25 protein-coding genes are annotated in these 23,993 nt (G+C 42.5%); 19 read left to right on the forward strand and 6 right to left on the reverse strand.

What is annotated here, in order from left to right:
• Positions 1-68 precede the first annotated feature (68 nt).
• Positions 69-3,080, forward strand: a complete 3,012-nt coding sequence (locus tag H539_RS0123005; protein WP_026695477.1) for an Ig-like domain-containing protein — start codon at positions 69-71, stop codon at positions 3,078-3,080.
• A gap of 100 nt (positions 3,081-3,180) precedes the next feature.
• On the opposite strand, the gene H539_RS31785 is transcribed toward H539_RS0123005, so the two are convergent.
• Positions 3,181-3,324, reverse strand: coding sequence for a hypothetical protein (locus H539_RS31785; protein ID WP_155890220.1), 144 nt, complete (start codon positions 3,322-3,324; stop codon positions 3,181-3,183).
• An 83-nt stretch (positions 3,325-3,407) separates the two neighbouring features.
• Between H539_RS31785 and H539_RS0123015 the strand changes: the two genes are divergently transcribed.
• From H539_RS0123015 to H539_RS0123035, 4 genes are all read left to right on the forward strand, one after another.
• Positions 3,408-3,818, forward strand: a complete 411-nt coding sequence (locus H539_RS0123015; protein WP_081416000.1) for a DUF4362 domain-containing protein — start codon at positions 3,408-3,410, stop codon at positions 3,816-3,818.
• A gap of 135 nt (positions 3,819-3,953) precedes the next feature.
• A complete protein-coding gene (locus tag H539_RS0123020) occupies positions 3,954-4,325 on the forward strand; it encodes a DUF2500 domain-containing protein (RefSeq protein WP_026695479.1) in 372 nt (123 codons plus the stop codon).
• A 662-nt stretch (positions 4,326-4,987) separates the two neighbouring features.
• Positions 4,988-5,767 carry a phosphotransferase gene (locus H539_RS0123030; protein ID WP_026695481.1) on the forward strand — a complete coding sequence of 260 codons (780 nt, stop codon included), beginning with the start codon at positions 4,988-4,990 and terminating at the stop codon, positions 5,765-5,767.
• A gap of 297 nt (positions 5,768-6,064) precedes the next feature.
• The gene (locus H539_RS0123035; RefSeq protein WP_026695482.1) at positions 6,065-6,481 is read left to right on the forward strand and encodes a DUF1284 domain-containing protein; all 417 of its coding nucleotides are present in this window, start codon (positions 6,065-6,067) and stop codon (positions 6,479-6,481) included.
• A gap of 246 nt (positions 6,482-6,727) precedes the next feature.
• Here the strand turns inward: H539_RS0123035 and H539_RS0123045 are convergent, their stop codons facing one another.
• Positions 6,728-7,420 carry a DUF421 domain-containing protein gene (locus H539_RS0123045; protein ID WP_026695483.1) on the reverse strand — a complete coding sequence of 231 codons (693 nt, stop codon included), beginning with the start codon at positions 7,418-7,420 and terminating at the stop codon, positions 6,728-6,730.
• Positions 7,421-7,608: 188 nt separating this feature from the next.
• On the opposite strand from H539_RS0123045, the gene H539_RS0123050 reads away from it, so the two are divergent.
• From H539_RS0123050 to H539_RS0123095, 10 genes are all read left to right on the forward strand, one after another.
• Complete coding sequence (locus tag H539_RS0123050; RefSeq protein ID WP_026695484.1) at positions 7,609-8,202, forward strand: YdeI/OmpD-associated family protein; 594 nt, start codon at positions 7,609-7,611, stop codon at positions 8,200-8,202.
• A gap of 148 nt (positions 8,203-8,350) precedes the next feature.
• Complete coding sequence (locus H539_RS0123055; protein WP_026695485.1) at positions 8,351-9,115, forward strand: TerC family protein; 765 nt, start codon at positions 8,351-8,353, stop codon at positions 9,113-9,115.
• Positions 9,116-9,251: 136 nt separating this feature from the next.
• Positions 9,252-9,935 (forward strand): LbetaH domain-containing protein, encoded by a 684-nt coding sequence (locus H539_RS0123060; protein WP_245602245.1) that lies wholly within the window; start codon positions 9,252-9,254, stop codon positions 9,933-9,935.
• A 762-nt stretch (positions 9,936-10,697) separates the two neighbouring features.
• Positions 10,698-11,180 carry a DUF2975 domain-containing protein gene (locus H539_RS0123065; RefSeq protein WP_026695487.1) on the forward strand — a complete coding sequence of 161 codons (483 nt, stop codon included), beginning with the start codon at positions 10,698-10,700 and terminating at the stop codon, positions 11,178-11,180.
• 10 nt (positions 11,181-11,190) lie between these two features.
• Complete coding sequence (locus H539_RS0123070) at positions 11,191-11,406, forward strand: helix-turn-helix domain-containing protein (protein WP_026695488.1); 216 nt, start codon at positions 11,191-11,193, stop codon at positions 11,404-11,406.
• 37 nt (positions 11,407-11,443) lie between these two features.
• A complete protein-coding gene (locus H539_RS0123075) occupies positions 11,444-12,265 on the forward strand; it encodes a DUF817 domain-containing protein (protein ID WP_035323825.1) in 822 nt (273 codons plus the stop codon).
• Positions 12,266-12,271: 6 nt separating this feature from the next.
• Positions 12,272-12,670 (forward strand): hypothetical protein, encoded by a 399-nt coding sequence (locus tag H539_RS0123080; RefSeq protein WP_026695490.1) that lies wholly within the window; start codon positions 12,272-12,274, stop codon positions 12,668-12,670.
• Positions 12,648-13,475, forward strand: coding sequence for an undecaprenyl-diphosphate phosphatase (locus H539_RS0123085; protein ID WP_026695491.1), 828 nt, complete (start codon positions 12,648-12,650; stop codon positions 13,473-13,475). Before H539_RS0123080 ends, H539_RS0123085 begins: the two co-directional genes overlap by 23 nt.
• A 67-nt stretch (positions 13,476-13,542) precedes the next feature.
• Positions 13,543-14,109, forward strand: a complete 567-nt coding sequence (locus tag H539_RS0123090) for a GNAT family N-acetyltransferase (RefSeq protein WP_026695492.1) — start codon at positions 13,543-13,545, stop codon at positions 14,107-14,109.
• Between the two features lie 41 nt (positions 14,110-14,150).
• Complete coding sequence (locus H539_RS0123095; RefSeq protein WP_026695493.1) at positions 14,151-14,525, forward strand: nuclear transport factor 2 family protein; 375 nt, start codon at positions 14,151-14,153, stop codon at positions 14,523-14,525.
• 274 nt (positions 14,526-14,799) lie between these two features.
• Here H539_RS0123095 and H539_RS29500 read toward each other — a convergent pair whose 3' ends face one another.
• Positions 14,800-16,017 (reverse strand): trypsin-like peptidase domain-containing protein, encoded by a 1,218-nt coding sequence (locus H539_RS29500; protein WP_051348755.1) that lies wholly within the window; start codon positions 16,015-16,017, stop codon positions 14,800-14,802.
• A 388-nt stretch (positions 16,018-16,405) separates the two neighbouring features.
• On the opposite strand from H539_RS29500, the gene H539_RS0123105 reads away from it, so the two are divergent.
• From H539_RS0123105 to H539_RS30365, 4 genes are all read left to right on the forward strand, one after another.
• A complete protein-coding gene (locus H539_RS0123105) occupies positions 16,406-17,323 on the forward strand; it encodes a LysR family transcriptional regulator (protein WP_026695494.1) in 918 nt (305 codons plus the stop codon).
• Positions 17,324-17,447: 124 nt separating this feature from the next.
• Positions 17,448-18,551 (forward strand): 5-methyltetrahydropteroyltriglutamate--homocysteine S-methyltransferase, encoded by a 1,104-nt coding sequence (locus H539_RS0123110; RefSeq protein WP_026695495.1) that lies wholly within the window; start codon positions 17,448-17,450, stop codon positions 18,549-18,551.
• 121 nt (positions 18,552-18,672) lie between these two features.
• Entirely contained in the window at positions 18,673-19,533 is an 861-nt protein-coding gene (locus H539_RS30360) for a hypothetical protein (protein WP_051348756.1), read from the forward strand.
• Positions 19,511-19,834 (forward strand): hypothetical protein, encoded by a 324-nt coding sequence (locus H539_RS30365; RefSeq protein WP_051348757.1) that lies wholly within the window; start codon positions 19,511-19,513, stop codon positions 19,832-19,834. The genes H539_RS30360 and H539_RS30365 overlap by 23 nt, the downstream gene beginning before the upstream one ends.
• An 88-nt stretch (positions 19,835-19,922) precedes the next feature.
• Here H539_RS30365 and H539_RS0123130 read toward each other — a convergent pair whose 3' ends face one another.
• From H539_RS0123130 to H539_RS0123140, 3 genes are all read right to left on the reverse strand, one after another.
• Positions 19,923-21,338, reverse strand: a complete 1,416-nt coding sequence (locus H539_RS0123130; protein ID WP_026695498.1) for a PQQ-dependent sugar dehydrogenase — start codon at positions 21,336-21,338, stop codon at positions 19,923-19,925.
• Positions 21,339-21,545: 207 nt separating this feature from the next.
• Positions 21,546-22,265, reverse strand: coding sequence for a glycosyltransferase family 2 protein (locus H539_RS29505; protein ID WP_051348758.1), 720 nt, complete (start codon positions 22,263-22,265; stop codon positions 21,546-21,548).
• A gap of 22 nt (positions 22,266-22,287) precedes the next feature.
• Positions 22,288-23,478 carry a glycosyltransferase gene (locus tag H539_RS0123140; RefSeq protein WP_026695499.1) on the reverse strand — a complete coding sequence of 397 codons (1,191 nt, stop codon included), beginning with the start codon at positions 23,476-23,478 and terminating at the stop codon, positions 22,288-22,290.
• Positions 23,479-23,993 lie beyond the last annotated feature (515 nt).

Here is a 23,993-nt window from a genome sequence, read left to right on the forward strand (position 1 = left end):
ATCGTACTTCAGACTTTCATGGTAAATTCTTGTTATTATATTAAAATATTCCTGAATAAGAGGTAATAATGAAAAGAATAACGAGAAGAATAACTTGTATCTTGATCGCGCCTATCTTAATGTGGACCCTATTTGCAGAATCGATCTCTGCCGCGGATCAACCGAGTGTGGATGAGTTTTCACGCCCTTATAAAAATTATGATCTCTCACAGACTATGGAGTACTATCCATATCCTTTGTTTTCATGGAATCAGGGAACTCTTAAATGGGAGCAAAAACAAAATGTGGATCTTAAGAGCGGAATGATCTCCTATGCTGCAGAAAATGAGCCGAACGCCAATCATTCCATGGAAAATGAAATGAAGGTGGGAAATGATTCATCAGGCGGCTATGAAACCTACATGAAGTTTGGAAAGTCTCTTCACCCTTTGGATGGAGGTCTTTTGGTCTGGGCGCAGCTGAGACTGCATGAACAGGGAAACGATATCGACTGTTATTATTGTGATTCATATGGCCAAAATGAGCAATACGCTATCTACAAAGTGCTGGAGCCGTGGTCAGTGGAGAGGCTTACATGGGCAGACAAGCCTGATATTTCTGAAATACCAGCAGCAGTAAAGACCAAGATGAAGGGAACAGAGAGCGGATGGTTTATCTGGGATGTTTCGGACCTCGTTTCCCAATGGTATAAGAATCCCTCCAGTGACCATGGGATTGCCATAAGGGCTGCGCATGTGGATGATTCCGGGAGTTTGCGGGTTTTTGATAAATTATCAGCTGCTCTTACAAATATGCCGGTCCTGCAGGTGAAGTATTCTCCTAAACCGGAAGCCCCAACGGCCATTACATACGGGCACCAGCCGAATTCCAGCCAGGGCACGGTAAAGCTGCAATGGACTTCCGTTACAGGGGCTAAAGGCTACCGAATGTATATGTACAATGGTACGGGATATGAAAAGATTTACGAAGGCCAGGAGACATCATGGACATCTCTTGGCAAAAATATATGGCCGACGAATCAGCAGATAACAAGCGGTGACTATTCCCTTAAAAAGGATGGAACAGGCACAGAGCTATCGGATGAACCCGGTAAGGTCTACCGTTTGAATGGTGACAGCACGAGTCAGCCAGATTCCTATTACTTCAAGGTTTCCGCCTATAATGACTATGGCGAGACAGACCTGTCTGATGTTCGTTCCGTAAAAATGCCAAAAACCTCACAGCCGGACATCCCGCGGAATGTCAAAGCATCCAGTGAACTGCTTTCCAATTTTACGCTATCCTGGGATCCTGTTACCGGCATTCAGGGCGTCAGGTATATGTATCAATTAAGCAGACCTGGAGGGCAAGTAAAATACGCGGGGGCAACCGACTCGAACCGTATCACGATCCCAGAGAACGAATTAGCTGCAAGGGAAGAGTATGATTTTTCCGTGAAGAGCGTGTATGATGGCGGATATTCCGATTATTCTGCGCCGTTACGGGTAACGGCCAGGAAAAAGCTCGATTCTGTTTTAGTCCAATCCTCAATTCCATTCGGCCCTTATAATAATTGGAGTCCCACATTGAAAATTGCCTTGAAGAATATGGGGAACGAGCCATGGACAAAGGACTCCGGATATACGTTAAAGGCCGGTCCATTTTCTGTGGAGCTGGATGGAAAAGAGGTGATCCGTCCGGGGGACATCAAGGAATTTGTGTTCCGTCTGCCTGATGATATGCCGCTTGGCACGTCTGAGGTAACATGGCAGATGTATAACCAAAACGATGGATATTTTGGAGACCGTTTATCCAAGGAGCTTACCTTAATCGATTCTGCTGTCCCATTCATCTCGCTTGCTTCCCCTGCCGATGGACATGTGATCAAGGGGAAAATCAAGCTGCAGGGAACGATTTCAGATTTTAGGTTAACCCAGTACTCAGTTTCATTCGAAGATGGACACTCTCCTGGCATCTGGAAGATGATAAGCTCTGGAACGCAGACTACATCCGAACTCGGCGAATGGGATACAACAGGGCTCGCCAATGGAACCTATAAGCTTCGAATCGAAGCCAAAGATGCAGCGGGCAATGAGGCAGTAAAGGATTATACAATCAGTGTAGGGAATCCGCTGCCTGCTCCAGCCGTAAATGGAATAACCGATCAATCGATCTTGGTATCAGGAAGAGCCGTTCCCAATTCCAGAGTCCTTGTTACTCAGAACGGGAATACTCTGGGAAGCGGTTTTGCAAGTAAGGATGGTTCTTTTAGCATTTCCTTTCCAAAGCAGCGCGCTGGCACCCAGATTCTTGTGTACTCGGAGGATGAAATCGTCGAAAGCGGGCCAGTCAGCCTGATCGTGAAAGATGTGACTCCGCCAGCTCAGCCGATCGTTCAAACCGTTACCAACATGACTGCTGCGATTATCGGGAAAACCGAGCCCAAAGCGTCTGTGACGGTTAAAATAGGAAACTCTCTGTATACAAAAGTTGCAGACGGAGCCGGTAATTTCTCGGTTGGAATACCAATCCAAAATAGTGGAACAGCGATTTCTATTACGGCAAAAGATGCAGCAAAACTTCAAAGTAAAGAAGTAAGAGTCAATGTGGCGAGAGTGGCGCCCAACATACCTGCGGTGAATGGGATACACAATAAATCAGCCGCAATCACGGGGAAAGCAGAAAAGTATGGGCTGGTATCTGCTGTGTCAGCCGGCAAAACCTACTCTGGAAAGGCCGATGCGAGCGGCAATTTCAAAATCGGCATTCCGATACAAAACAGCGGCAGTAAAGTTTCGGTCAGTGTAAAGGATGGGGCAGGGAAAGTGAGCGTGTCCCGTTCCCTCACCGTATCCCGGATCGCACCCAATATGCCGGTTGTGTATGCAGTGAAACCAACGTCCGCTTCTGTCACGGGTAAGACAGAAGGCAGCGTCCTGGTCTATGTAAAAATTGGTACCCGCACCTACAGTGCCAAGGCAGGCACTAACGGAAGCTTTAAAGTTACGATCCCAAAACAGCGTAAAGGCACTGAAGTTTATGTGACCGCGAAGGATGCGAAGAAAGCGGTGAGCGCGGCTAGGGTGGTCAAAGTTTATTAATCTGTTTGAATCCATAATGTAAAAGGCATTCCAGCTATTTGGAATGCCTTTTTGGTGTGCGTGTAATTTGAAGGCTCTTTTCTAAAAGATTGTTGTTTTTTTAAAGAGTCTGAAAGCCAATCCCATTATTAAACAGGTTGATTGGAGCGTAAGGTGCGGGACCCCGCAGGCGCAGCTGAGGATGCTCACCGCCCGCCCCGCGGAAAGCGAGCATCCTGGAGCGGAAATCAGCTTTTTGTTCCAAAGCAACAAAGGCTGCGAAAACAGCCTATTTTAAAGTGAATAATTGTTAAATAAATGATGCATACACAAGTGTAATAGAATGAAATGAAGTATTCAATGATTCTCCTATTCGCTTTATGTCTGCTAACTGGATGCAGCTTATCCCAAAAGGCGGAGTATGAGCCAGGCAAAAATGATGTGGTTTTTGAATTGGATCAAACAGTGAATAAGAATAAACTAAGAGATTTTTATTCCAATGTTGTGCTTTCTAAGAAAGATAAAGTGACCCTTGTCAATTTTACAAAAGAGGGTGACTCTGTGATCCGCCAGCTTCAGTATGATGGAGACTATTTTATACAAGTCACTGAAGAAAACACGCACAGTAAACATGGAAAACAAAAGAGTAAGAAATACAGCTGTTCGAGTTTATCTAAAACAGCCGGCGATCGAGAAAATTATTATTTTTTATCTTGTGATGAACATGATTCACCGGTGATGTTAGGGATCATTAAATAAATTGATTCCGAAATACAAATTCCCCGGCCTGGAAACTCGCATCATCTGATTCAGAGCCGGGGTTTTCAAAAAAATGCTTTTAGATGTTGTAATTAATGTTAAAATAAGGAAAAACACAGTTGGGGGGGTTATGATATGCCGGAGGAACAATCATTTGATTTTATGTTTCAGATATTGCCCATTCTTATTGGTATTTTTTTTGTATTTGTAATTGGCGCGATACTCTTCACAATCATAAAAGGGATTTCCCAATGGAATAAAAACAATAATAGTCCGGAAACCGTGGCAAAAGCCAGAATTGTGGCAAAACGATCAGAAGTACACGGGGGTGGTGAAACAAGTGCGTACACTCATTATTTTGTTACATTCGAGATGGAGAATGGTGATCGAATGGAATTCCAGGTGAAAGATCTTGAATATGGGATGCTCGCTGAAGGGGATCAGGGAGAGCTGAAATTCCGGGGAACAAGGTATCTGGGTTATAAAAGGACTGCAAACGTCAGTTAGTATTTTAGGGGGGAATGAAAAGACTGCACTCAACATTTTATAAAATGGGCAAACAGAAAGAATACGTTTTCCTCGTTAAGCGATTTATTATCCTTCCATTTAGTTTTCCTTCCATTCTACTTATACGGTTTAAAATGGGTGAACATTTCCGATTCTCATCATAATGGTGATTTTAAATGCGCTGTTACGGAATCTTTTTCATTTTGCATTAAAAGATAAAAAATATAAAAGTAAGCAGGGGATATTTTATTTTTTCAACGGCTATCGTGGGAGGTATTGCTGCCCTTCTTCGTTGATACCTTGTTCTAATACGCTTTCCGGAGAAAGATAGGGAGGTCTTCTTATTATTATTTTCAAAAAATTCATTTTGCTTTTTCCTTTGCTGCTGCTGGTTTTAAATACTATTTTCTTTGCATGTTTGTTGGAGGAGCTGATCGATGCTTCCGAACCCAATTATGGGGGCGCATGGGGCTTGTCCACGCCTGTATTTGGATTCATTTCCTTCTTATATATTAGAAAATTCCTGAACGGCAGATCCAAATCGCTGCTTTTTCTTTTACAGATACTAAATGGTTTTTTTATCCTTCTTCCTATTGCCCTGTTTATTTATGGAATAAAGATCATGATTGGCTGATTGAGAAAGTAAAAGGAGGAACTGCAGAATGGCAGGTCATGAAAACGAAGAACGGCTCACAGGAGGGAATGTCTCTATAGTTACCCGCTTGGGAAATACTGTTCGGCGGGAGATTAAAGCTGGCAGTTCAAGAATTCATAAACTATTAAAGCACCTTGAGGACAAAGGGTTCAGCTATTCCCCAAAGTTCCTGGGGATTGATGAAAAGGGTCGGGAAATCTTGTCTTTTATTGAAGGAGAAGCCGGAAACTATCCTTTAAAAGAATATATGTGGTCAAATGATGTATTAAAAGAAATCGCAGGGATGCTTCGCCGCTATCATGATTCAGTAAGCGATTTGTCTTGGGAAGCCGGCTGGAAGCCGTTAGATCATACTCCCCATCCATTTGAGGTGCTATGTCATAACGATTTTGCCATCTACAATATTATCTTTAAAAATGAGAGGCCAGTCGGCATCATTGACTTTGATGTCGCTGCTCCTGGTCCAAGGCTGTGGGACATCGCCTACACCCTTTATACCTGTGTTCCTTTGAGCAGGTATTCCCTATCTCATTCGGGCTGCGATTCTTCAGAGCTTGCCGGCAGAAGGAAAGAAAGAGTTCGATTATTTTTCGAAGCTTATGGCGGGGGAATGCAGGAAAATTGGCTGGAGATGGTGCTGAACAGATTGGAAGGACTATGCAAAACCATGACTAGAAAAGCAAATGAAGGCGACCCTGCTTTTCAAAAGATGATTGAGGAAGGACATCTTGAGCATTATCAAAAAGATATTGACTTCATAAGGGAACACGGAATAGAGTGGGTTTGAGCGGATTCTTAAAAAGGATAAACAGCGTCTAAAAGTGATAAAACTGTTTGACATCAATCTCTTTGAAAGGTTCTTTTACTTTTCGGTGATAAAGGTTTTATTTCATAGTATCTAGTCGGACCATATCTAATGATATAGAAGCCTTGCATATAAATAGAGTAATCAGTTTTTACTGGCTGCTCTTTTTTTATAAATCTAAATAAAAACACACCGATTGGCAGCTGTGTTATCATAAGGGAAATGTTAACTATTTTAAGTTAATGGTTAACAAATAATTGATTTAAGCGGGGGATCATTGTGTACAAATTACGGGGGCATCATCTGCTTTGTCTTTTGGGCTATCGGGGAATGGGCTATTCCAAGGAATATGTGGAAAATATGACCCTGGTGCACCAGACCTTGCGAGAAAACCCGGAGAAGTGGGTTTTACTTGTAAAGGGTCCCGATCATTTGTGTGAAAAGTTCCCACACACGGGGGAATATCATTGCCAAAACGATATCATTTACAAAAGGGATGCAGTGATCCTGCGGAAATTAGGGTTAAGAATCGGACAAATGCTGAGATGGAAGGACATTGAATTTCACATCCAAAGAGATATGGTGCCCGCAGACATACAGAGTGTTTGTGATTCCTGCTCCTGGAGATCCTATGGAGTTTGTGAGGAAGGGGTCCAGGAGATGCTCGAGGGGAAGGGATTAAGGGAGGTGCAATGAGTTCTTTTACTGAAAGGACCGGGCTGCCTGGCAGCCCTCTCAAAACCTAAACATGTGCCTGGACAATGAAATTGGATCCAGAGAAGGTATCTCAAGACCAAAACTCGGACTTAAGAGAGGAAACGGGTTCTGAGAAGGTATCTCAAGACCAAAACTCGGACTTAAGAGAGGAAACGGGTTCTGAGAAGGGGTCTCAAGACCAAAACCGGAGTTTGAAGCAAGAAGTTTGGTCTACAGACTAGATGGTTATTTTAAATGAGATTCTGAATACAGAGAGAGGCATAAGTTTCCTTTTGAATTGATTACGCCATAGAAAATGTCACTGATACACAGGTCTTTGCTAGAAATTTCGTCAAGCAGCCATTGCTCCCCATATTCCTTCGTCAGGTTATCATGCAGAATTCTTCCTTCCATCAGCACTTCACAGGGAAGCTGCATTCGGGCATCATTGGCATCCCCCAGGCGGTTCCTTACCGTATCAGGTTCTTCCTTTTTCTTGAGCACAGATAAAGAGCCATCAATTTCTAGAACAGCAACTTCTACTTCATGAACATTGAATACATCCTTTCCCCTTAGACCCGCCATTAATGAATCCATGGTATAGCTTATTTTCTCGAGAACTTCTTCGTCAATGACTCCATTTTTTATCAAAATATAAGGCTTCCCAGCTATCCATTGTCTGATATTCGTATATTTAGCTGCTAATTTGTTGAGGACAAAGACAATCGTTCCCATAAGTACAAAAGAAATGATAAAGTAGATGATTTTGACCCGTATATTAAAGGCTAAATTTCCAGCAATGGTTCCCATGGTAATTGAAGCGATATAAAAATGATTGGCCTTTTGAGAGATGACCTGTTTGCCTAAGTAACGGATATAGATCCATAAGAGGATAAATGCAGTGAGGGTTCGGATGATGATTTCTAAATAACCGGGCATTTTGCTTCTCCTTATATTGCTAACTTTTCTTTAGATATATTGTTTTTCCTTTCCTATGTTTTATGCTGATTGATTTGGAGAATTTATATCACTATAATTTTAATCTCAAGGCAAAAACAATGGTACAATCAGGAAAAACAAACAATCATAAAAAGGGTTAGAATGGTTGGTAGAAGGAGTGGTCCCGGATGACAAACAACAAATTAAATCCCAAAGTGGATGCATTTATGGATAAAGCGAAAAAGTGGAAAGATGAGTATGAAATGCTGAGAGGGATTATTATTGACACCGGTCTGACAGAGGATTTTAAGTGGATGCATCCCTGTTACACTTTAGAGAAGAAAAATATTGTCTTAATTCATGGATTTAAAGAGTACTGCGCCCTCTTATTCCATAAAGGATCCCTGATGAAGGATCCCGAGGGAATTCTCATTCAGCAAACAGAAAATGTACAGGCCGCGCGCCAGATTCGGTTCAGGAATGCCCGGCAGATCGCTGAGATGGAAGACACCCTGAAAGCTTATATACAGGAGGCCATTGAAGTGGAAAAAGCCGGTTTGAAGGTAGAATTTAAAAAGCATACAGAATACAGCATTCCAGAGGAATTAGAAAGCAAATTCGCTGAAATGCCTGATTTGAAAACGGCATTTGAAGCACTGACGCCCGGCCGGCAAAAAGCATATTTGTATTACTTTTCGCAGCCAAAACAATCCAAAACCCGAGTGTCAAGAGTTGAAAAATATGTTGAACAGATTCTCGATGGAAAAGGATTGAATGATTAATCGTACACACAAAGGACCAAATCGGGTCCTTTTTATTTTGATGATTTTCACTTATCCAACATAAACTGTGTCAGAGAATAAATATCCGCATCACACCGCAAGGAATTTTTCTCATGATCATATGTATAGGGGGTTAAGGGGGAATAAGATGGAATCCATCTGGCTCGAGTACGCCTGGACTTTGCTCATCCTCATTGGATTAGAGGGACTGCTGTCGGCTGACAATGCCCTTGTACTGGCCGTTATTGCAAAACATTTACCTGAACATGAGAAAAAGAAATCAATCAATTATGGAATTATCATGGCGTTCGTATTCAGGTTCGGGGCTTTGTTTGCTATTTCCTTTATCGCGAATGTCTGGCAGATCCAGGCAGCAGGGGCAGCGTATCTTCTCTATTTAGGCTTAAAGCATGTCATTCAAGCCAGATTCGGAAAAGATACAGATCATAAGGAAGACAAAAAGGCCGGGGCTGGAAAGGGCTTCTGGCCGACCGTGGGCAAAATAGCTTTGGCGGATCTGGCTTTCGCCATCGATTCAATTCTGGCGGCGGTGGCCCTGGCCCTTGGCCTTCCAGATTCACCGCTTAAGCATTTTGGCGGCATGGATGGAGGGCAGTTTATTGTGGTCCTCCTTGGAGGAATTGCCGGACTTGTTTTGATTAAGTTTGCTGCAGCCTGGTTTGTCCGGCTCCTGGGAAAGCGGCCGGCCCTGGAAACCACGGCCTATGCCATAGTTGCGTGGGTCGGTGTGAAGCTTGCCGTCATCACTCTTGCCCATGAAGAAATCGGAGTTCTGGAGCATGAATTTCCACATAGTACCTTATGGACCCTGATTTTTTATGGAGTCTTGGCGGGGATTGCTTTAATAGGGTGGTTTTCGCCGGGGAGGAAGTACATCACCAAAGATGAATAGGGCTGCTTCGGCGGTCTTTTTTTATATCCAACTGTGTATATCGCAAGAGTTTGTACAGATTAGAACTAGTCCAATCCTCAGCATGCTTTCTGCATATCCTGATGATGTACCAGCAGATTATAAAGAAGGTGATCATATGGGAGGAAAAAAAGGACAAAGCTATATGTCCCGAAAACAATCCAGCTGTTTTAAACCATTTATCAGCCCCAACCCTATTACTTCATTCAATCCAGTGCAGCGTTTTCCAAAGATTGATAAAACTGCTTTTATCAGTCCATTTTCCAGTGTAATAGGCGATGTAATAATTAGAAACAATGTTTTTGTCGCTCCCAATGTCAGTATCCGTGCGGATGAAGGCACTCCATTTTATATAGGGAGTAATACCAATATACAGGATGGAGTCATCTTACACGGCCTCTTGAATAGAAGGTTTAAAGTGGGAAGGAAAAAATATTCGATCTTCCTTGGGAATGAAGTTTCCCTTGCGCACGGAGCTCTTGTTCATGGACCTTGTTTGATAGAAGATAAGGTATTTGTTGGCTTCAATGCTATCGTTTATAATGCCATCGTCGGAAAAGGTTCTTTCATTTCTTATAATGCCGTCGTAACCAATGGCGTCCGGATTGCCCGGAATAGATTCGTACCGCCTGGAGCGAATATTGATACCCAGGAAAAAGCGGACGCACTGCCTAGAGTACCGAAGGATAGTAAGGAATTCGCACGCGAGGTGCAGCGGGTAAACCAGGAATTCCCGGCAGCATATCAGCTTTTATTCGGGGAAAAACGCTGTTCCTGTGGACTGGCCTATGATGATCATTGAACATTATTGGAAATGATAAAAAAGTAAAACTTGCCATCGTAAATTGGCAAGTATTTTTTTATTGTATGAAAATAGGTTTTTAAATAAAGTCCTAGTCTTCATTCGATTACCCATAGTAGAAAATAAGGGGAAAAATTCCCCTTAAACCCATGATGGAGCTTGTTTGAGGTGAATATAAGGGGAGTTTTTACCGTTAAGGAAGGAAAAAGCCCCCATTTTCATTATTTTTAGGGTGATAGAGGGAATATCTCTCTTTATTTCAGCCCTATTTTCATAGAATTACGAATTAAGGGGAATTTCTCCCTTTAATTATTATGAGCTGGTTTATAAGGCGCCGCCACTAGAACGAGAGTACGCCCAAAAAATGAAATGCAGGACTGTATTATCATGCAGCCCTTATAATAAAGTGCTGGTCTTCAGTCCTTTGGAATTCATGCCAAATCCTGCAATATGCCGAAAAGGTATTGCCTCTCTATGATGTCATCGATCTATTAAGAGAAACGTGGAACAAATCGCCTATCTGGGACAATTGGGAGAGTGTCATTATTTTATGTAGTATGAAGTGGTTTCAATCGTATTGTCTTCCCGGTCCTTCCGCTGGTGTTCAAATCAATAAGCCACACAGGCTGCCAATAAGGCAGCCTTTTTAATGCGTAAAATTCAATTTACAATAAAAATTTAATAATAAACATAAATTATTTATTGATTATCAATAAATAATCTGTTAAATTCAAATGGATAATAAAAATACGGGGTGCTTTTATGAGATTTGGTTCAACACTCTTTTTACGAATCGCTGTGGTGATCATCGGGCTGCCGGTTCTTGCTTTGTGTGTTTTTGTGGTGCCGGAGATCGGGAAGTTTACAGCAAAATTGTATCCGGATATGGCTTTTTTAAAGTATTTTATTTTGGCTGATTTGTATGCTGCGGCCATCCCTTTTTACTCCGCTTTGTTTCAGGCATTCAAGCTTTTACGCTTTATTGACCGAAACGATGCATTCTCGGAATTATCGGTAAAGGCACTAAGAAGTATCAAATACTGTGCAGTCATCATCAGCGGACTGATGGCGGCCGGAATGCCCATGTTCTATCTCATCGCGGAGAAGGACAACGCACCGGGGATCATCCTGATTGGCTTGATCATCATTTTTGCATCCATCGTGATTGCCGTCTTTGCTGCTGTTCTCCAGAGGCTGCTGCTGGATGCGATTACGATAAAATCAGAAAATGATCTGACGGTCTGAGGTGGATATTATGGCAATTATAATCAATATCGATGTGATGCTGGCCAAGAGGAAAATGAGTGTAACCGAGCTTTCGGAGAGAGTTGGAATCACAATGGCAAACCTTTCGATTTTAAAAAATGGCAAGGCGAAAGCCATCCGTTTTTCCACGTTGGAGGCCATATGCAAGGCGCTGGACTGTCAGCCGGGAGATATTCTGGAATACAGAAGCGATGAGACCTCTTAGAATCTGAACCAAGAAGCTAGTGATAGGGGTGGTAATTATGAATGTAATAATCCATGATGAGTCCCGGAAAAAAGTACAGATGGAAGGGGCGGTCAAACAGCTCTTTCATTTTGGCTGGGAACAGGCGCTGTCCTGTGTGTTTCCCGTTGTGATTTTTGCTTCTCTGGCCATTACGCAAGTCTTCCCGTTTCCTTTCCTGCCGCGATATGACTGGCTGCTCATCATGTTCATCCTGATGCAGGGATGGATGGTGCGTTCGGGGCTTGAGACGGTGGATGAACTGAAAGTCATTAAACTGTTCCACCTGATTGGAATTGCCCTTGAACTATTCAAGACGCATTTGGGCTCCTGGTCGTATCCGGAGGAAGGGTATTCTAAGATCTTTGGAGTGCCTTTGTATAGCGGATTCATGTATGCAAGCGTTGCGAGTTATCTGTGTCAGGCATGGCGGAGACTCAGGGTTGAACTGATCAAGTGGCCGCCGTTTTGGATGGCAGCCTCACTTGCCGCTGCGATTTATTTGAATTTTTTCACCCATCATTATTGGGTGGATATCCGCTGGTGGTTAACCGTCCTAGTATTAATTCTCTTTTGGAAAACATGGGTGGTCTTCGAGGTGGGAGGTATCCCTTATCGTATGCCGCTCGCACTCTCGTTTGTGCTTATCGGGTTTTTTATCTGGATTGCGGAAAATATCGCAACGTTTTTTGGGGCATGGAAATATCCAAATCAAGCCCATGCCTGGAGTCTCGTTGATTTTGGAAAGGTAAGCTCATGGTTCTTATTGGTGATTGTCAGCTTTCTGATTGTAGCGTCCTTAAAACAGATTAAGGGGAATATATCAAAAAGTAAGGAGTGACTTTAATTGATTAAAAATATAAGTCTATTAACAGAGACAATGAAAGATTTTTCATTTCAGAAAATCGAGTCGATCCATGGTTTCTTTTTGCATTATCAAAATCAATCTTTCCAGGACAGTTGTGTACTTGACGTCGATTTTGTGATCCGGGATCAAGCACGGGAATATATAGCCCGCTTCCGCTTCACCCATCCAAATAGCATTAAGTTTGAAAGCGGCGGCATCTTCCATCAAATGTCCATTGAAATGTATGATATAGGAGACAGAGGATGGGAAAACAAAAAATATGAAGTGATTGATTACGAAGATGAAAGTTTGCACTTTTATTGTACAGACATTGAAATTATTTCGGTGAGAGAAGCTGGGATGAAGGAGCTCTCCCATGGAAATTATACCTCTGCTTAAAGCCATCATCCTCGGGATGGTGGAAGGATTAACGGAATTTATCCCTGTTTCCTCAACAGGTCATATGATCCTTGTGGATGATATGTGGCTGAAATCCGGCCATTTTCTGACCAAGTATGGAGCCAATACGTTCAAAGTGGTCATTCAGCTTGGTTCCATTCTGGCGGTGGTTGTGGTTTTCAAAGAGAAATTCATCAGCATGCTTGGTTTAAGGAGAAGGCATGCGGCCGGATCGTCTAGAAGCCGGCTCACCGTGCCGAAAGTGATCGCGGGGCTGGTGCCGGCTGGGGTGCTTGGCATATTATATGAAGATTACATAGACGAGCACCTGTTTTCTGCCGGCACGGTCATCTTCAGCTTAGGGGCCGGAGCCCTGCTCATGATTGTGGCAGAACTCTTTAAACCGGGATGTCCGAGGGTGAAAACAGTTGATCAGATTACATATAAGCAGGCGGTCCTCATTGGGATCTTTCAATGCTTTTCCCTTTGGCCGGGCTTTTCCCGTTCGGGTTCCACCATTTCAGGGGGAGTATTGCTCGGGCTCAGCCACCGTGCGGCAGCAGACTTCACTTTCATTATGGCGGTCCCCATCATGGCAGGGGCAAGCGCTCTCTCCTTATTGAAAAATTGGCAGTATTTTAGTCTGGATACTCTCCCGTATTTTATAGTAGGTTTTATCAGTGCCTTTCTATTTGCTCTCATTTCAATCCGCTTTTTCTTGAAGCTGATTAACCGGATTGGACTATTTCCATTTGCGATTTATAGAATCATCTTAGTGGGGATCCTTTATTTAATATACGTGTAATGCTGCAGGACTGGTCTCTTTTAGCATGGGTAAACTAAGAACAACAAGATAGATGGGAGACACCACGATGAAAATCATAACGGCCGGAAACTGGGACGAAGAGCTTTGGCGGGATGCCAGCTCTCTTTATTTCGAGGCTTTTGGGAAAAAGGGGGCCAAGCCTCTTCCAATCATCCAGCATATGTTTGCACAAAAAATGGCCGAGCTTCATGTAGGATACATGGAGCAGCAAGCGGTGGCGATGGCCCTGACCGGGAAGCTGACATCTCACCATGTTATGATCATCGACTATTTGGCCGTATCGGAAAAAAAGCGCGGCCGGGGGATTGGGAGGGATTTTGTAGAATATCTCCGGCATAGGGCAGCAGCCGAAGGATTTCAAAAAATAGCAATAGAAGCGGAGTCCGAGAACACACCAGAAAACAGGAGGCGTATCTCTTTTTGGCAATCCTGCGGGTTTATTCTCACAGAGTATGTCCATCACTACATCTGGGTGCCGGAACCCTATCATGCCATGTACCTGCCTCTTCATGACGATCATGCCAGGGTGACTGGTGAGGAACTCTTTGTTTCTATCAATGCCTTTCACCGTTTATCATTTCGTGGAGCCGGGAAGGACGAAGGGCAACAATAAAGCTTATACAGCCAGCATTAAAAAAGAAAGGATGATTAACAGTGAACACTTCCTTAAAAGAAAAAGCCGCCGCGTTTTTACAGATGGCTGCATCGGGTGATGTGCGAGATGCATACCGTACATACACCAGCCCTGATTTCATTCATCATAATCCATTCTTCACTGGAGATGCTGATTCACTTATTCTCGCAATGGAAGAGAATGCGGCCAAGAATCCTCACAAAGTCTTTGAAGTCAAACATGCAATCGAGGAGGGAGATATGGTTGCGGTGCACTCCCATGTAAAACAAAATCTAGATGACAGGGGGGCAGCCGTAGTCCACCTGTTCCGCTTCCAAAATGATGTAATTGTCGAATTGTGGGATGTAGGGCAGCCTATACCTGAGAATTCTCCCAATGAGAATGGCGTGTTTTAGGTTGTCAAGTATTAGCTTAAGTAGGGTAAGCTGCAGTCATGTCCATCAGGAATAAAGCATAATAAGAAAAGGCACATTAAAAAAGCATCGCTATTGCCTATATTTTGCTACACATTCCTCAGTGACTGCTTTAAAAATAAGACAGCAACAGCCCGTGTAGTTGATGATGTCAAGGGATTCGCTTTTTGAAAGGTATCATACAACTCAAAAAGACAGCCCATAAATGAAATGGAACCGTCTTTTTTGTTACTATTCAAGAATAGGCTCATTTTATTTACTGAGTTGGATTGTTTTCCGTACTTCCCTCGGTTCCGTTTTGTTGAGAGTCTCCAGTTTCTGTAGCATCATTTTCAGGATTTTGCTCTTCCTCGGAGGGATTCACAACAGATTCATCGACGTTTTGCTCATCTGCAGATGTAGGAGGCTCCTCAAAGGCTGGATCTTCCTGGATATAATCACTATCATCAGAAGATCCTCCATAAGGATCTTCTGCAGGCAATTGATCATTATACTCATCGCCTGTTCCTGCGGGAGGATCTTCTGCAGGCAATTGATCATTATACTCATCGCCTGTTCCTGCGGAAGGATCTTCTGCAGGCAATTGATCATTATACTCATCGCCTGTTCCTGCGGGAGAATCTTCTGCAGGCAATTGTTCATTATACTCATCGCCTGTTCCTGCAGAAGGATCATCGTCATATTCTTGATATTCATTATTATATTCATCACTATAAGATCCGCCATCAAAATAGGAGTCATTTCCATATAAATCCTGATAGAAAAGGGCTCCATCCTCGTTATGAAATAAATCAGCGATTTCATTTTCACTCATCGGTGATGCGGCCCAGCTTTTTATGGTGTCCATCACCCTGAAAACGGGGATGCTGAAGCCGATGTTCGTCTCAGAGTTTAACCGGGCTGAATTGATGGCGATTACCTTCTCTGTATTTTTATCGAGCAGGGGACCTCCGCTGCTTCCGGGTGCGATGGGAGCCGAAATCTGGTAAATTCCCTCATACGTATGAGGTTCTATAACAAAGGACCTGTTGACTCCGCTGATATTCCCCAGGGTAGCGGTGTTCTCAAACCCTCTAGGACTTCCCAGTGCAATGACCTCATCACCTAATTTGGACTCTTTGGACGTTTCAAGTGTAAATGGTGCCTTTCCAGCTAAAGAATTAACCCTGATGAGTGCAATATCCACATCGTTGCTGTAACCAATAACGGTCCCTTGGAATTCTTCTCCTTCGTTATTTTCTAAAGTAACCGTAACATTCCCTTCTACAACATGTGCATTGGTTAATACATCTCCTTTGTCATTGATTAGGAATCCCGAACCCTGCCCAAGGTCGCTGAATATCGTAAAAACCTTAGGAAGTGAATCCTCAATGATTTTTGAAACATCTTTAGGAGGCTTTTCTCTTTCTTTAGGTACAGGCTTGGCAGAAGTTACAGGTGCCTTTATCGGCTCTGTTTTTTTGTCAATTGCCACTTGGGGCTTTACCTCTTGTTTAGTCTTATGTGTTTGATTGTCAGGTTTCTGTTCCTTAAATAACCCACCAAGGTATAAGAAAACCCCTAAGCAGGCTGCCAAGAGACACGCAATTACCGAAAAGAGAAACTTGTTTGATTTGTGCTGGCCCTTGTGACCGCATGATTGGCAGAATTTTGACCTTTGTGTGATGGAACCACCACAATTGCTGCAGTACATATTACCACTCCGTAATAGGGATTTTTTCCTAATACAATTTTAGCTGATGATCCAATATTTAACAATGGTGAATTACTAGATTGCTTGACTTCAAATGAATACTTATATAACTAATAAAGAAATTTCTGTATAATTCAAAATTATAACTATATAGAAAAGGAAATGAAAAATGACATTACAACAACTAAAATATGTGATCGAGGTAGCAAGAAGCCGCTCCATCAACAAGGCTGCACAGAAATTGTTCATCAGCCAGCCAAGCCTTTCCAATGCCTTAAAGGAATTAGAAGAGGAAATCGGGATCACCATCTTTTCACGGACGAATAAAGGAATTGTGATGACTTCTGAAGGTTCCGAGTTCCTGGGATACGCAAGGCAGGTAGTGGAGCAGACAGAGCTGCTTGAGAACCGCTATTCCAAGGCACGATCACTGCAGCAAAATTTCTCTGTTTCTGCCCAGCATTATGCATTTGCGGTAAGTGCCTTTGTCCGGCTGTTAAAAGACTATGATCGAGAGGAATATGAATTCACTTTCCGCGAAACGAAGACGTATGAAATCATTGATGATGTCAAAAATCTGCGGAGTGAAATCGGGATTTTATACGTCAATGAATTTAATAAAAAGGTGATTCAAAAGTTTTTACGAGAAGGAAGTTTGGAGTTTCATGAGCTGTTTGAGGCGAGTCCGCACATTTTTATCAGCTCGGCCAACCCGCTTGCAAAAAAGGAATATGTCACCTTATCCGATTTGGATCCTTATCCCTATCTTTCCTATGAGCAGGGAGATTATAATTCGTTCTACTTTTCCGAGGAAATTCTCAGCACTCTTTCCAGGCCGAAGAATATCCGGGTGACGGACCGGGCCACATTATTCAATCTCTTAATCGGGCTGAATGGCTATACCATTTCAACAGGCGTAATCAGCCATAAATTAAACAGCAAAGACATCATAGCGGTTCCCTTGAAGGTGGACGAACGGATCAATGTGGGCTATATTACTCATAAAAATGTGACGAACAGTACGCTGGCCAATATTTATATCCAGTATTTACATGAATCCATTAAAGAAGAATTAGGTCAGTTATAGCTATAGGCTATAACAAGGAATAGATTTTAGGTGTTACATTATAATGATTTCCCCGTGCTACACTTACCTTACATTACGGAAAGGGCTTCTTTAGAGGCACCTAAAGAAATAGGGGGAGTTATTGATGGTACAGACAAGAGTTAAAGCACCATTCAGAGCAGATCACGTAGGAAGTCTGCTTCGGCCGGAGAGAATTCATTCGGCAAGAAAGAAATGCCAGGAAGGCCAGATTACTGCACAAGAATTACATACAATCGAAACAGAAGAAATTAAAAAAATCGTTGATAAGCAAATCGAAGTTGGACTTCAAGCTGTGACAGATGGAGAATTCCGCCGCAGATTCTGGCATACCGATTTCCTTGAACATCTGAATGGAGTAGAAGGATATGTTCCTGATCATGGATTTGCGTTCAAGGGAGAAGAGACCGAACGATACGATGTGCGTGTGACCGGAAAAATTTCCTTTAACCCAAATCATCCTCATATCAAGGAGTTTATCGAATTCAAAGAAATTGTCGGGGACCGGGCTGTGGCCAAACAAACCATCCCGAGCCCAAACCAATTATTTAATGCCGGCATCCGGAACCTGGAGATCTATCCGGACCTTGAGGAATACACAAAGGATGTCATCCAAACGTACAGAGATGCCATCAAGGCCTTTTACGATGCAGGCTGCCGTTACCTTCAATTGGATGATGTATACATTGCCGGTCTGAACTCCCCTGAAATCCCATTCAATGACAGCGGCTATTCCCGTGAAGAATTAATAGACTTAGCTTTGCGGGTGGCAAATGGAGTATTGGAAGACAAACCGGAAGATCTAATTGTAACCACACATCTCTGCCGCGGAAATTATCGTTCCAAGTGGGCATTTGAAGGCAGTTACGCTAAGATCGCGCCAACCTTATTCGCCAAAGAAAAAGTAAATGGATTTTTCTTGGAATACGATGATGACCGTTCTGGTGACTTTGAGCCTCTTGAGTTCATACCAAATGGCGGCCCTCTAGTCGTACTGGGTGTCTTCACTTCCAAATTCGGCAGTTTAGAAGACAAGGAAAATATTAAAGCAAGGGTAGAGGAAGCAGCAGCATATGTGCCATTAGAGCAATTATGCATCAGCCCTCAATGCGGCTTTGCTTCTACGCATCATGGAAATATCCTGACCGAGGAAGAGCAGTGGGCCAAGCTGAAATATATTGTGGATATTTCCAAAGAGATTTGGGGATGAGTTTCGAAGCGGACACCTTTTATAGGGGTGTTCGTTTTTTTATTGGGGCTGTTAAAATCTTTACAGAACTCACCTCCTGTTATTAGGACACTAATTGAAAATGTAAGTGCTAGATTAGAAGATGAACAGTGAAGAAGAACAAAAAGAAATCATCTTGCTTGAATTGGATTCAGACAGCTGGAAAAGATATATCGATTCTATAGAAGAATGGCTGGAAGGTGTACTGGCTGTGCAGAATTATCTATCCAGCCTCGTGAAAAACACAGCCCTGCGCATTCAGGAGCCTCATATAAGGGAAGCTGTTAAAAAAATGAGTCTGACCCAGGAAAATCACATGAAAAGTGTGATGGACCTCTTTGAGATCATCGGGAGGAAACCGAGCCCGATAAATATGGCTGCGGGATTTGCCGTAAGCAAGATGGAGGAAGGCCTGGCCAATCTGAAGGACTTCTTGGGCGGAGGAACAGGTGTCTGGCGGGATCTTCACTATCTGATCCTGGCGAATCAGCAGGCGGTCAGTGCTTTTTCCATATCTGAACAGTTAGCTCTATCTGAGGCATCAAAGAAATCATGGAAATCACCTGGCCGATTATCCATGATAAAACCACCCGCCATTTATTATTACAGGAATACATGCTTGAAATGGTGCCTATATCTATATTATATAAACATCCTGTTTAACGCGTATAGAGGGGGAGATCACCATCAGGAAAAAAAGGCTTCTGCAGGTATTAGGCACCCGGGAAGGAATCTATATTCTGCCCATTGTCATCAAATCAAAGGCACAAATGGTGGTACTTGGAGCTTTCCTGGGAGGGATGGCCGCTCTTCTTCAATCAGCCGGAGCGCTGGGAGGAGCAGGCTATGCCTTCAGTATGGCAGCGTCGCTTCCGATAATGTTGGCAGGTGCTTTGTCACTTCAGACAGCAATTCTGACGTATCTCATAGGAATAGGATTATTGCTTATCATCCAGCCCAGTGAACTGTTTGTATATCCATTTACCACAGGATTATTGGGCCTGACGCTTGGCATTGCATTCAAATTGACTAGCCATAGACTTTATATCTTATCAGCCGGAGCAGCAAGCCTGACCGCAGGCATCTTCTTTGTTTTACATGTACTGGGGTTTCCGTTGCTTGGTCCGGATATAAAGTCCGTGCTTTCACCCAAAGCTTTCATGATTTTATTGCTTTCTTCTATTTTATACAGCGGGATCTGGCTGATGATTGGGAAAAGAGTGATCGCCATGCTGAAGAAACGGTTATATCGGGCGAAGTCTTAGAAAAGTGTAGTTTTACAATTGCTTGCCGGATTTGCCCCCCCAAAAAAGAGACATGTCTCCCAGATATGCCGCATTCTGGATACAGAAATTAAACAGAAACAATCTCGTAAATCATTCCTTGATTGCAATCAGTCACTTTCATTGATCCATATACCCCTAAAAAGAGTCTAGTCTGATTGGAATTCGCTCCCAAACTGACAAAATAGGCCGATTGAGATCCGAATGGATCATCGATTTCTATTACACTGTATTCATTTGGCCCTCCATCAGGTCTTATTCTGCTGTATGCGATCACCCCTCTGGCAGGAGCCTGGGATTCTTGATTCCTTAAAAGGTCTGTAAATACCACACTTCCCGATAAGTGGGGAATGGCTCTCCCCATATAAGGCTGAACTCCTGTTAGAGCAGTTCCTTCAAACTTATCTGGGCGGGAATCTCTATGGAAATACCAGGTTAAAGGCTGAAGCCGGCTGGTGGAAAGATTGACAGCCTCATGATAATAAGCCAGGATATTCTCATCTAATGAAGGATTTTCGGAACAATCCTTTATCGTTGAAGCAGGAATCGGGCCTTCCCATCCCCGCCAGCCAAGATTGGTTATTTCTTCTTTTTCCGTGTCATTCAGGCGGGAAGCCTGCACAAGACGGGAAACTGGAACCGGTTTATACTGCACGAAGGAGAAAATGGATTCTGCCAGATCCTGCCCCACATTCCCCGCATATTTGATATACGAATGGTGAAGAGCTTGAAAGGAAATTCCCGGTATATTGCGGACCCCTTTTGCCATGACGGTGAGCGTTTCCTGAAGGAGGCCGGGAAGCTCATCAAAACGGGTGGCTGCAGGCAGATGAGGGATGGAGACACTTTTATTTACATCAATTTCAATGATCTTGCCGGCGATTTCAAGATCATCCTGACTTAAATTAAAAGGATCATAGCCTGCGCCGCCATCCCCGGTTGTTAAAATAAGCCTGCCGGATTCAGGTGAGAAGTTTAAGCTGTTCACTCCATTATGATTGAAAAAGGGTCTTCGCAGATTCAGCAGAGTCCGCCGTTTGCGGGGAGGGGAATCCGTTTGAAGCATCCACTCTTCCACTGTATCTATATGATCATAGTGAGTTTCCCTGTTCATCCATTTTAGATGCAGAGTTTCCGGATGACATGAATCCGGCTTAAAACGTTCTGATAAAGCACCGGGACCCTGCGTTCCAGCTGCTGAATAATGAAGATAAAACAGTCCGTTATTCGAAAAGTCGGGGTGAAATGCGAGCCCCAGCAAACCCCGTTCATCATATCCGCCCCTTGTGGCACCCAGTTTGATAATCTGCGGGCGAATATCCAAGAATGTTTTTATACATCCGTCTCCTAAGTAAAAAATCTCTCCAGCCTGTGTCGCCATAAATAATCTTTCCATTGATTCGCCAGGAAGGATGGCTGTTTTCAAAACAGTAGGCAAATTGATCTTACTGACAAGCGGGCGTAAACCAACTTTAAGTTTCGTCAACAAAGGCTGCACCCCTTTTTTAGGTTCCTTATAAAGAAAATATGATGGTGATTTTTTGTTGAGTACAGTTTAAATCTGTTCAGGGTGGCAGTGGAAGATGGTAAAAGATTATGATTATGAATAAACAAGAGACAGGAAAAAGCGCCTTCTATGATATATAACTGTATGTTAACAGCCAAAAAGGACGCCCTGTTCATCGTATTTGGTTTACAAAGCGCGTTTCTTCTTTATCCTTTTTTTCTTTTTGCTTTCACTGGAAATCAATTTTACAAAGTCATCGGTATATGTGAGCAGTTCTCCCCATTGCATTAACTCTTTATCAGAGATCTTCCAAGAATGTCGATCTGTATCATGCCTGATGACGGCGAAGTCATAGGGGTCGAGAGAATAAATGGTATACCCCAGCTTTTTAGCCTGATCAAGGAAAAAATAATCCTCAGCACGATTGGTCTTTTCAAACCGGATCTTATTAAAGATTTCCTTTCTGAATATCAGGGTTGCCCCGGATACCGAGTCTGAAAAATTTTTAGCTTCTCCTGGTATAAAAACCAGCGCCTTATTTTTCTTAAAGTAAATATGATAAGAACTTTTGCCGGCAATCATCACGTCTTTATTATCAAAGGCCGCAAAAGCATTTCTTAAATAGTCAGGTCCATAATAGTCATCATCATCAAATTTAGCGATGATTTCATAATTAGACTTCAGGATACCAAAATTCAGGCAATCTCCAAGCGTGGCATTTTCATGAAGCTGATAGATTCTAATATTGGGATGTTTGTCTGCCCTTTCTTTCCATTTGTCCAGATTCATATCATCCTTATTTAATACAATAATTAATTCCTTCAAAGCAAAGCTCTGTTGGATAAAATTTTGAAATACATTTTCCATAAAGTCATCTCTGATGGTACATGTAATAACCGAAATCATTCTAAAATCACCCTTTAATGCCTTAGTTTTTGAACAAATCATTGATCAATCCGCATAGATTCGGGTAATCTCCAGTGCTCTTCATTCTTTTAAAGTTTTTGGCCAGCTTTTCTTTTTCGGCTGTTCCGTATCCGGCAGCTTTCAAAATACTAATATGCCTTACATCGATCTGTAGCATAAGGTTAATCGCCTCCAAGATGGCTGCAAATCGCACCTGGAAATTTTTGAATGCCCGGTTTTGGGTCAGGCGTTTATATTCATAAAGAATTTTATTCATTGTATATAAATCCGTTATGCGTGCAAGTTCCAGGCCGAGTATCATCACATCAATATCCGGGTGCTTGGATAGAAATAGAGCAAAATTTTCTATTGCTTCCATTCTTTTGTTTTCTCCAATGGAATGTTCCTGATGATAAGTTGCCAAATTGTCTCTTGCGAAGAATTGTCCGCCCAGTTTATATAAGCGATATCCTAATTCCCAGTCCTCATAGCCATATTTAATAAACTCTTCATCAAATAAGCCTGCTTCAACAATAAAATTCTTGGATATTGAAACATTTCCAGTTAAGAAAGCCATCCAGGGAAATTGGAATCCGGTTAAATCCTGCCCATACCTTTGCGTGATGTTTTGATACCAGGATTCACCCCTTACTATCCAGTCTTTATAAGATTGGTTTGGGATATCGGACTTTTTTAAAATCGGAAAGGGAGAATGTCCGGATGGATCATATTTTTTAAGTCTTCTCTTAAGCTTTTTGCTTTTTTTGGATACAATTTTCGGAAGAATTGACGTTCGGTTTTCCGGATAGATACACGTAATAATATTTTCGGAGTGCATAATACCAGTAAGAATGGATTTTTCATTTTCTTGATGCCCCATATAGTGATTCCTGACAAAATCAGGTTCACATAGCATTTCCGCATCCAAAAAAATAAGAATCTTGCCTCTTGAGGATTGAATGCCTAAATTTCGAACCTTTGCTCTGCCCAGATTTTGTTCATTTCGAATATATCTATAATGAAAAGGTGGCCGATAGCTTTGCAGTTCTTCCTGCGTTTGATCTGTAGATGCATCATCAATAAAAATTACTTCCATTTTGGAATGGTCAAAGGTCTGATTTTCGAGTGAATAGAGACTGAACAGATTTAGAGGATACTTATTATATGAGGGCATAATAATGCTTACTTCTATGTTTTGCTCATTTTCCGACAAGGAATCACCTCTTTGTGTACTTTAATTAACATTTATAAAGTATGAGTTGTACACCTTGGAGGACTAGGCTTGTATGGAGAAAAATTATTTAAATGATGCCTAAATGCTGCCGTTTGTTATGTTTGCGGAACTGACATCAGCAATGAAGGGTTCTGCGGTAAAATGTAAGGTGAAGGGTATGATGGAGAGGTGGTTGAATGGACAGCTGTAGACCTATGATTTGATAACTGTGCTGGGTGGCACCAATCAAGGAAAAAAGCATTAACCGAACAGTTCACTTCACTATTTACTGAGATTAGAATTATGAACGACTCCCTATTTCAAAATTGCTATACAGTAAATTCCTTTTTATGATGGTTAAGAAAATGTATACAGACTATTGATTGGTCTTGGTGAAATGCTGGGATTCACCTGGGAACAAATCGAAAAAGCCTACATGGATAAGACCAGATTAACTATGAAAGGCAGGCAACTGGGTACTAGCATCTGTCCGTTACGACTATTAAGCTGAGAAA

The organism is Peribacillus kribbensis DSM 17871, assembly GCF_000430765.1.
Classification (GTDB): domain Bacteria; phylum Bacillota; class Bacilli; order Bacillales; family DSM-1321; genus Paraperibacillus; species Paraperibacillus kribbensis.

Coding starts and splice junctions, on each gene's coding strand:
- H539_RS0123005 (WP_026695477.1), top strand. CDS start 69: ATGAAAAGAATAACGAGAAGAATAACTTGTATCTTGATCGCGCCTATC.
- H539_RS0123015 (WP_081416000.1), top strand. CDS start 3,408: ATGAAGTATTCAATGATTCTCCTATTCGCTTTATGTCTGCTAACTGGA.
- H539_RS0123020 (WP_026695479.1), top strand. CDS start 3,954: ATGCCGGAGGAACAATCATTTGATTTTATGTTTCAGATATTGCCCATT.
- H539_RS0123030 (WP_026695481.1), top strand. CDS start 4,988: ATGGCAGGTCATGAAAACGAAGAACGGCTCACAGGAGGGAATGTCTCT.
- H539_RS0123045 (WP_026695483.1), bottom strand. CDS start 7,420: ATGCCCGGTTATTTAGAAATCATCATCCGAACCCTCACTGCATTTATC.
- H539_RS0123050 (WP_026695484.1), top strand. CDS start 7,609: ATGACAAACAACAAATTAAATCCCAAAGTGGATGCATTTATGGATAAA.
- H539_RS0123055 (WP_026695485.1), top strand. CDS start 8,351: ATGGAATCCATCTGGCTCGAGTACGCCTGGACTTTGCTCATCCTCATT.
- H539_RS0123060 (WP_245602245.1), top strand. CDS start 9,252: ATGGGAGGAAAAAAAGGACAAAGCTATATGTCCCGAAAACAATCCAGC.
- H539_RS0123065 (WP_026695487.1), top strand. CDS start 10,698: ATGAGATTTGGTTCAACACTCTTTTTACGAATCGCTGTGGTGATCATC.
- H539_RS0123070 (WP_026695488.1), top strand. CDS start 11,191: ATGGCAATTATAATCAATATCGATGTGATGCTGGCCAAGAGGAAAATG.
- H539_RS0123075 (WP_035323825.1), top strand. CDS start 11,444: ATGAATGTAATAATCCATGATGAGTCCCGGAAAAAAGTACAGATGGAA.
- H539_RS0123085 (WP_026695491.1), top strand. CDS start 12,648: ATGGAAATTATACCTCTGCTTAAAGCCATCATCCTCGGGATGGTGGAA.
- H539_RS0123090 (WP_026695492.1), top strand. CDS start 13,543: ATGAAAATCATAACGGCCGGAAACTGGGACGAAGAGCTTTGGCGGGAT.
- H539_RS0123105 (WP_026695494.1), top strand. CDS start 16,406: ATGACATTACAACAACTAAAATATGTGATCGAGGTAGCAAGAAGCCGC.
- H539_RS0123110 (WP_026695495.1), top strand. CDS start 17,448: ATGGTACAGACAAGAGTTAAAGCACCATTCAGAGCAGATCACGTAGGA.
- H539_RS30360 (WP_051348756.1), top strand. CDS start 18,673: ATGAACAGTGAAGAAGAACAAAAAGAAATCATCTTGCTTGAATTGGAT.
- H539_RS29505 (WP_051348758.1), bottom strand. CDS start 22,265: ATGATTTCGGTTATTACATGTACCATCAGAGATGACTTTATGGAAAAT.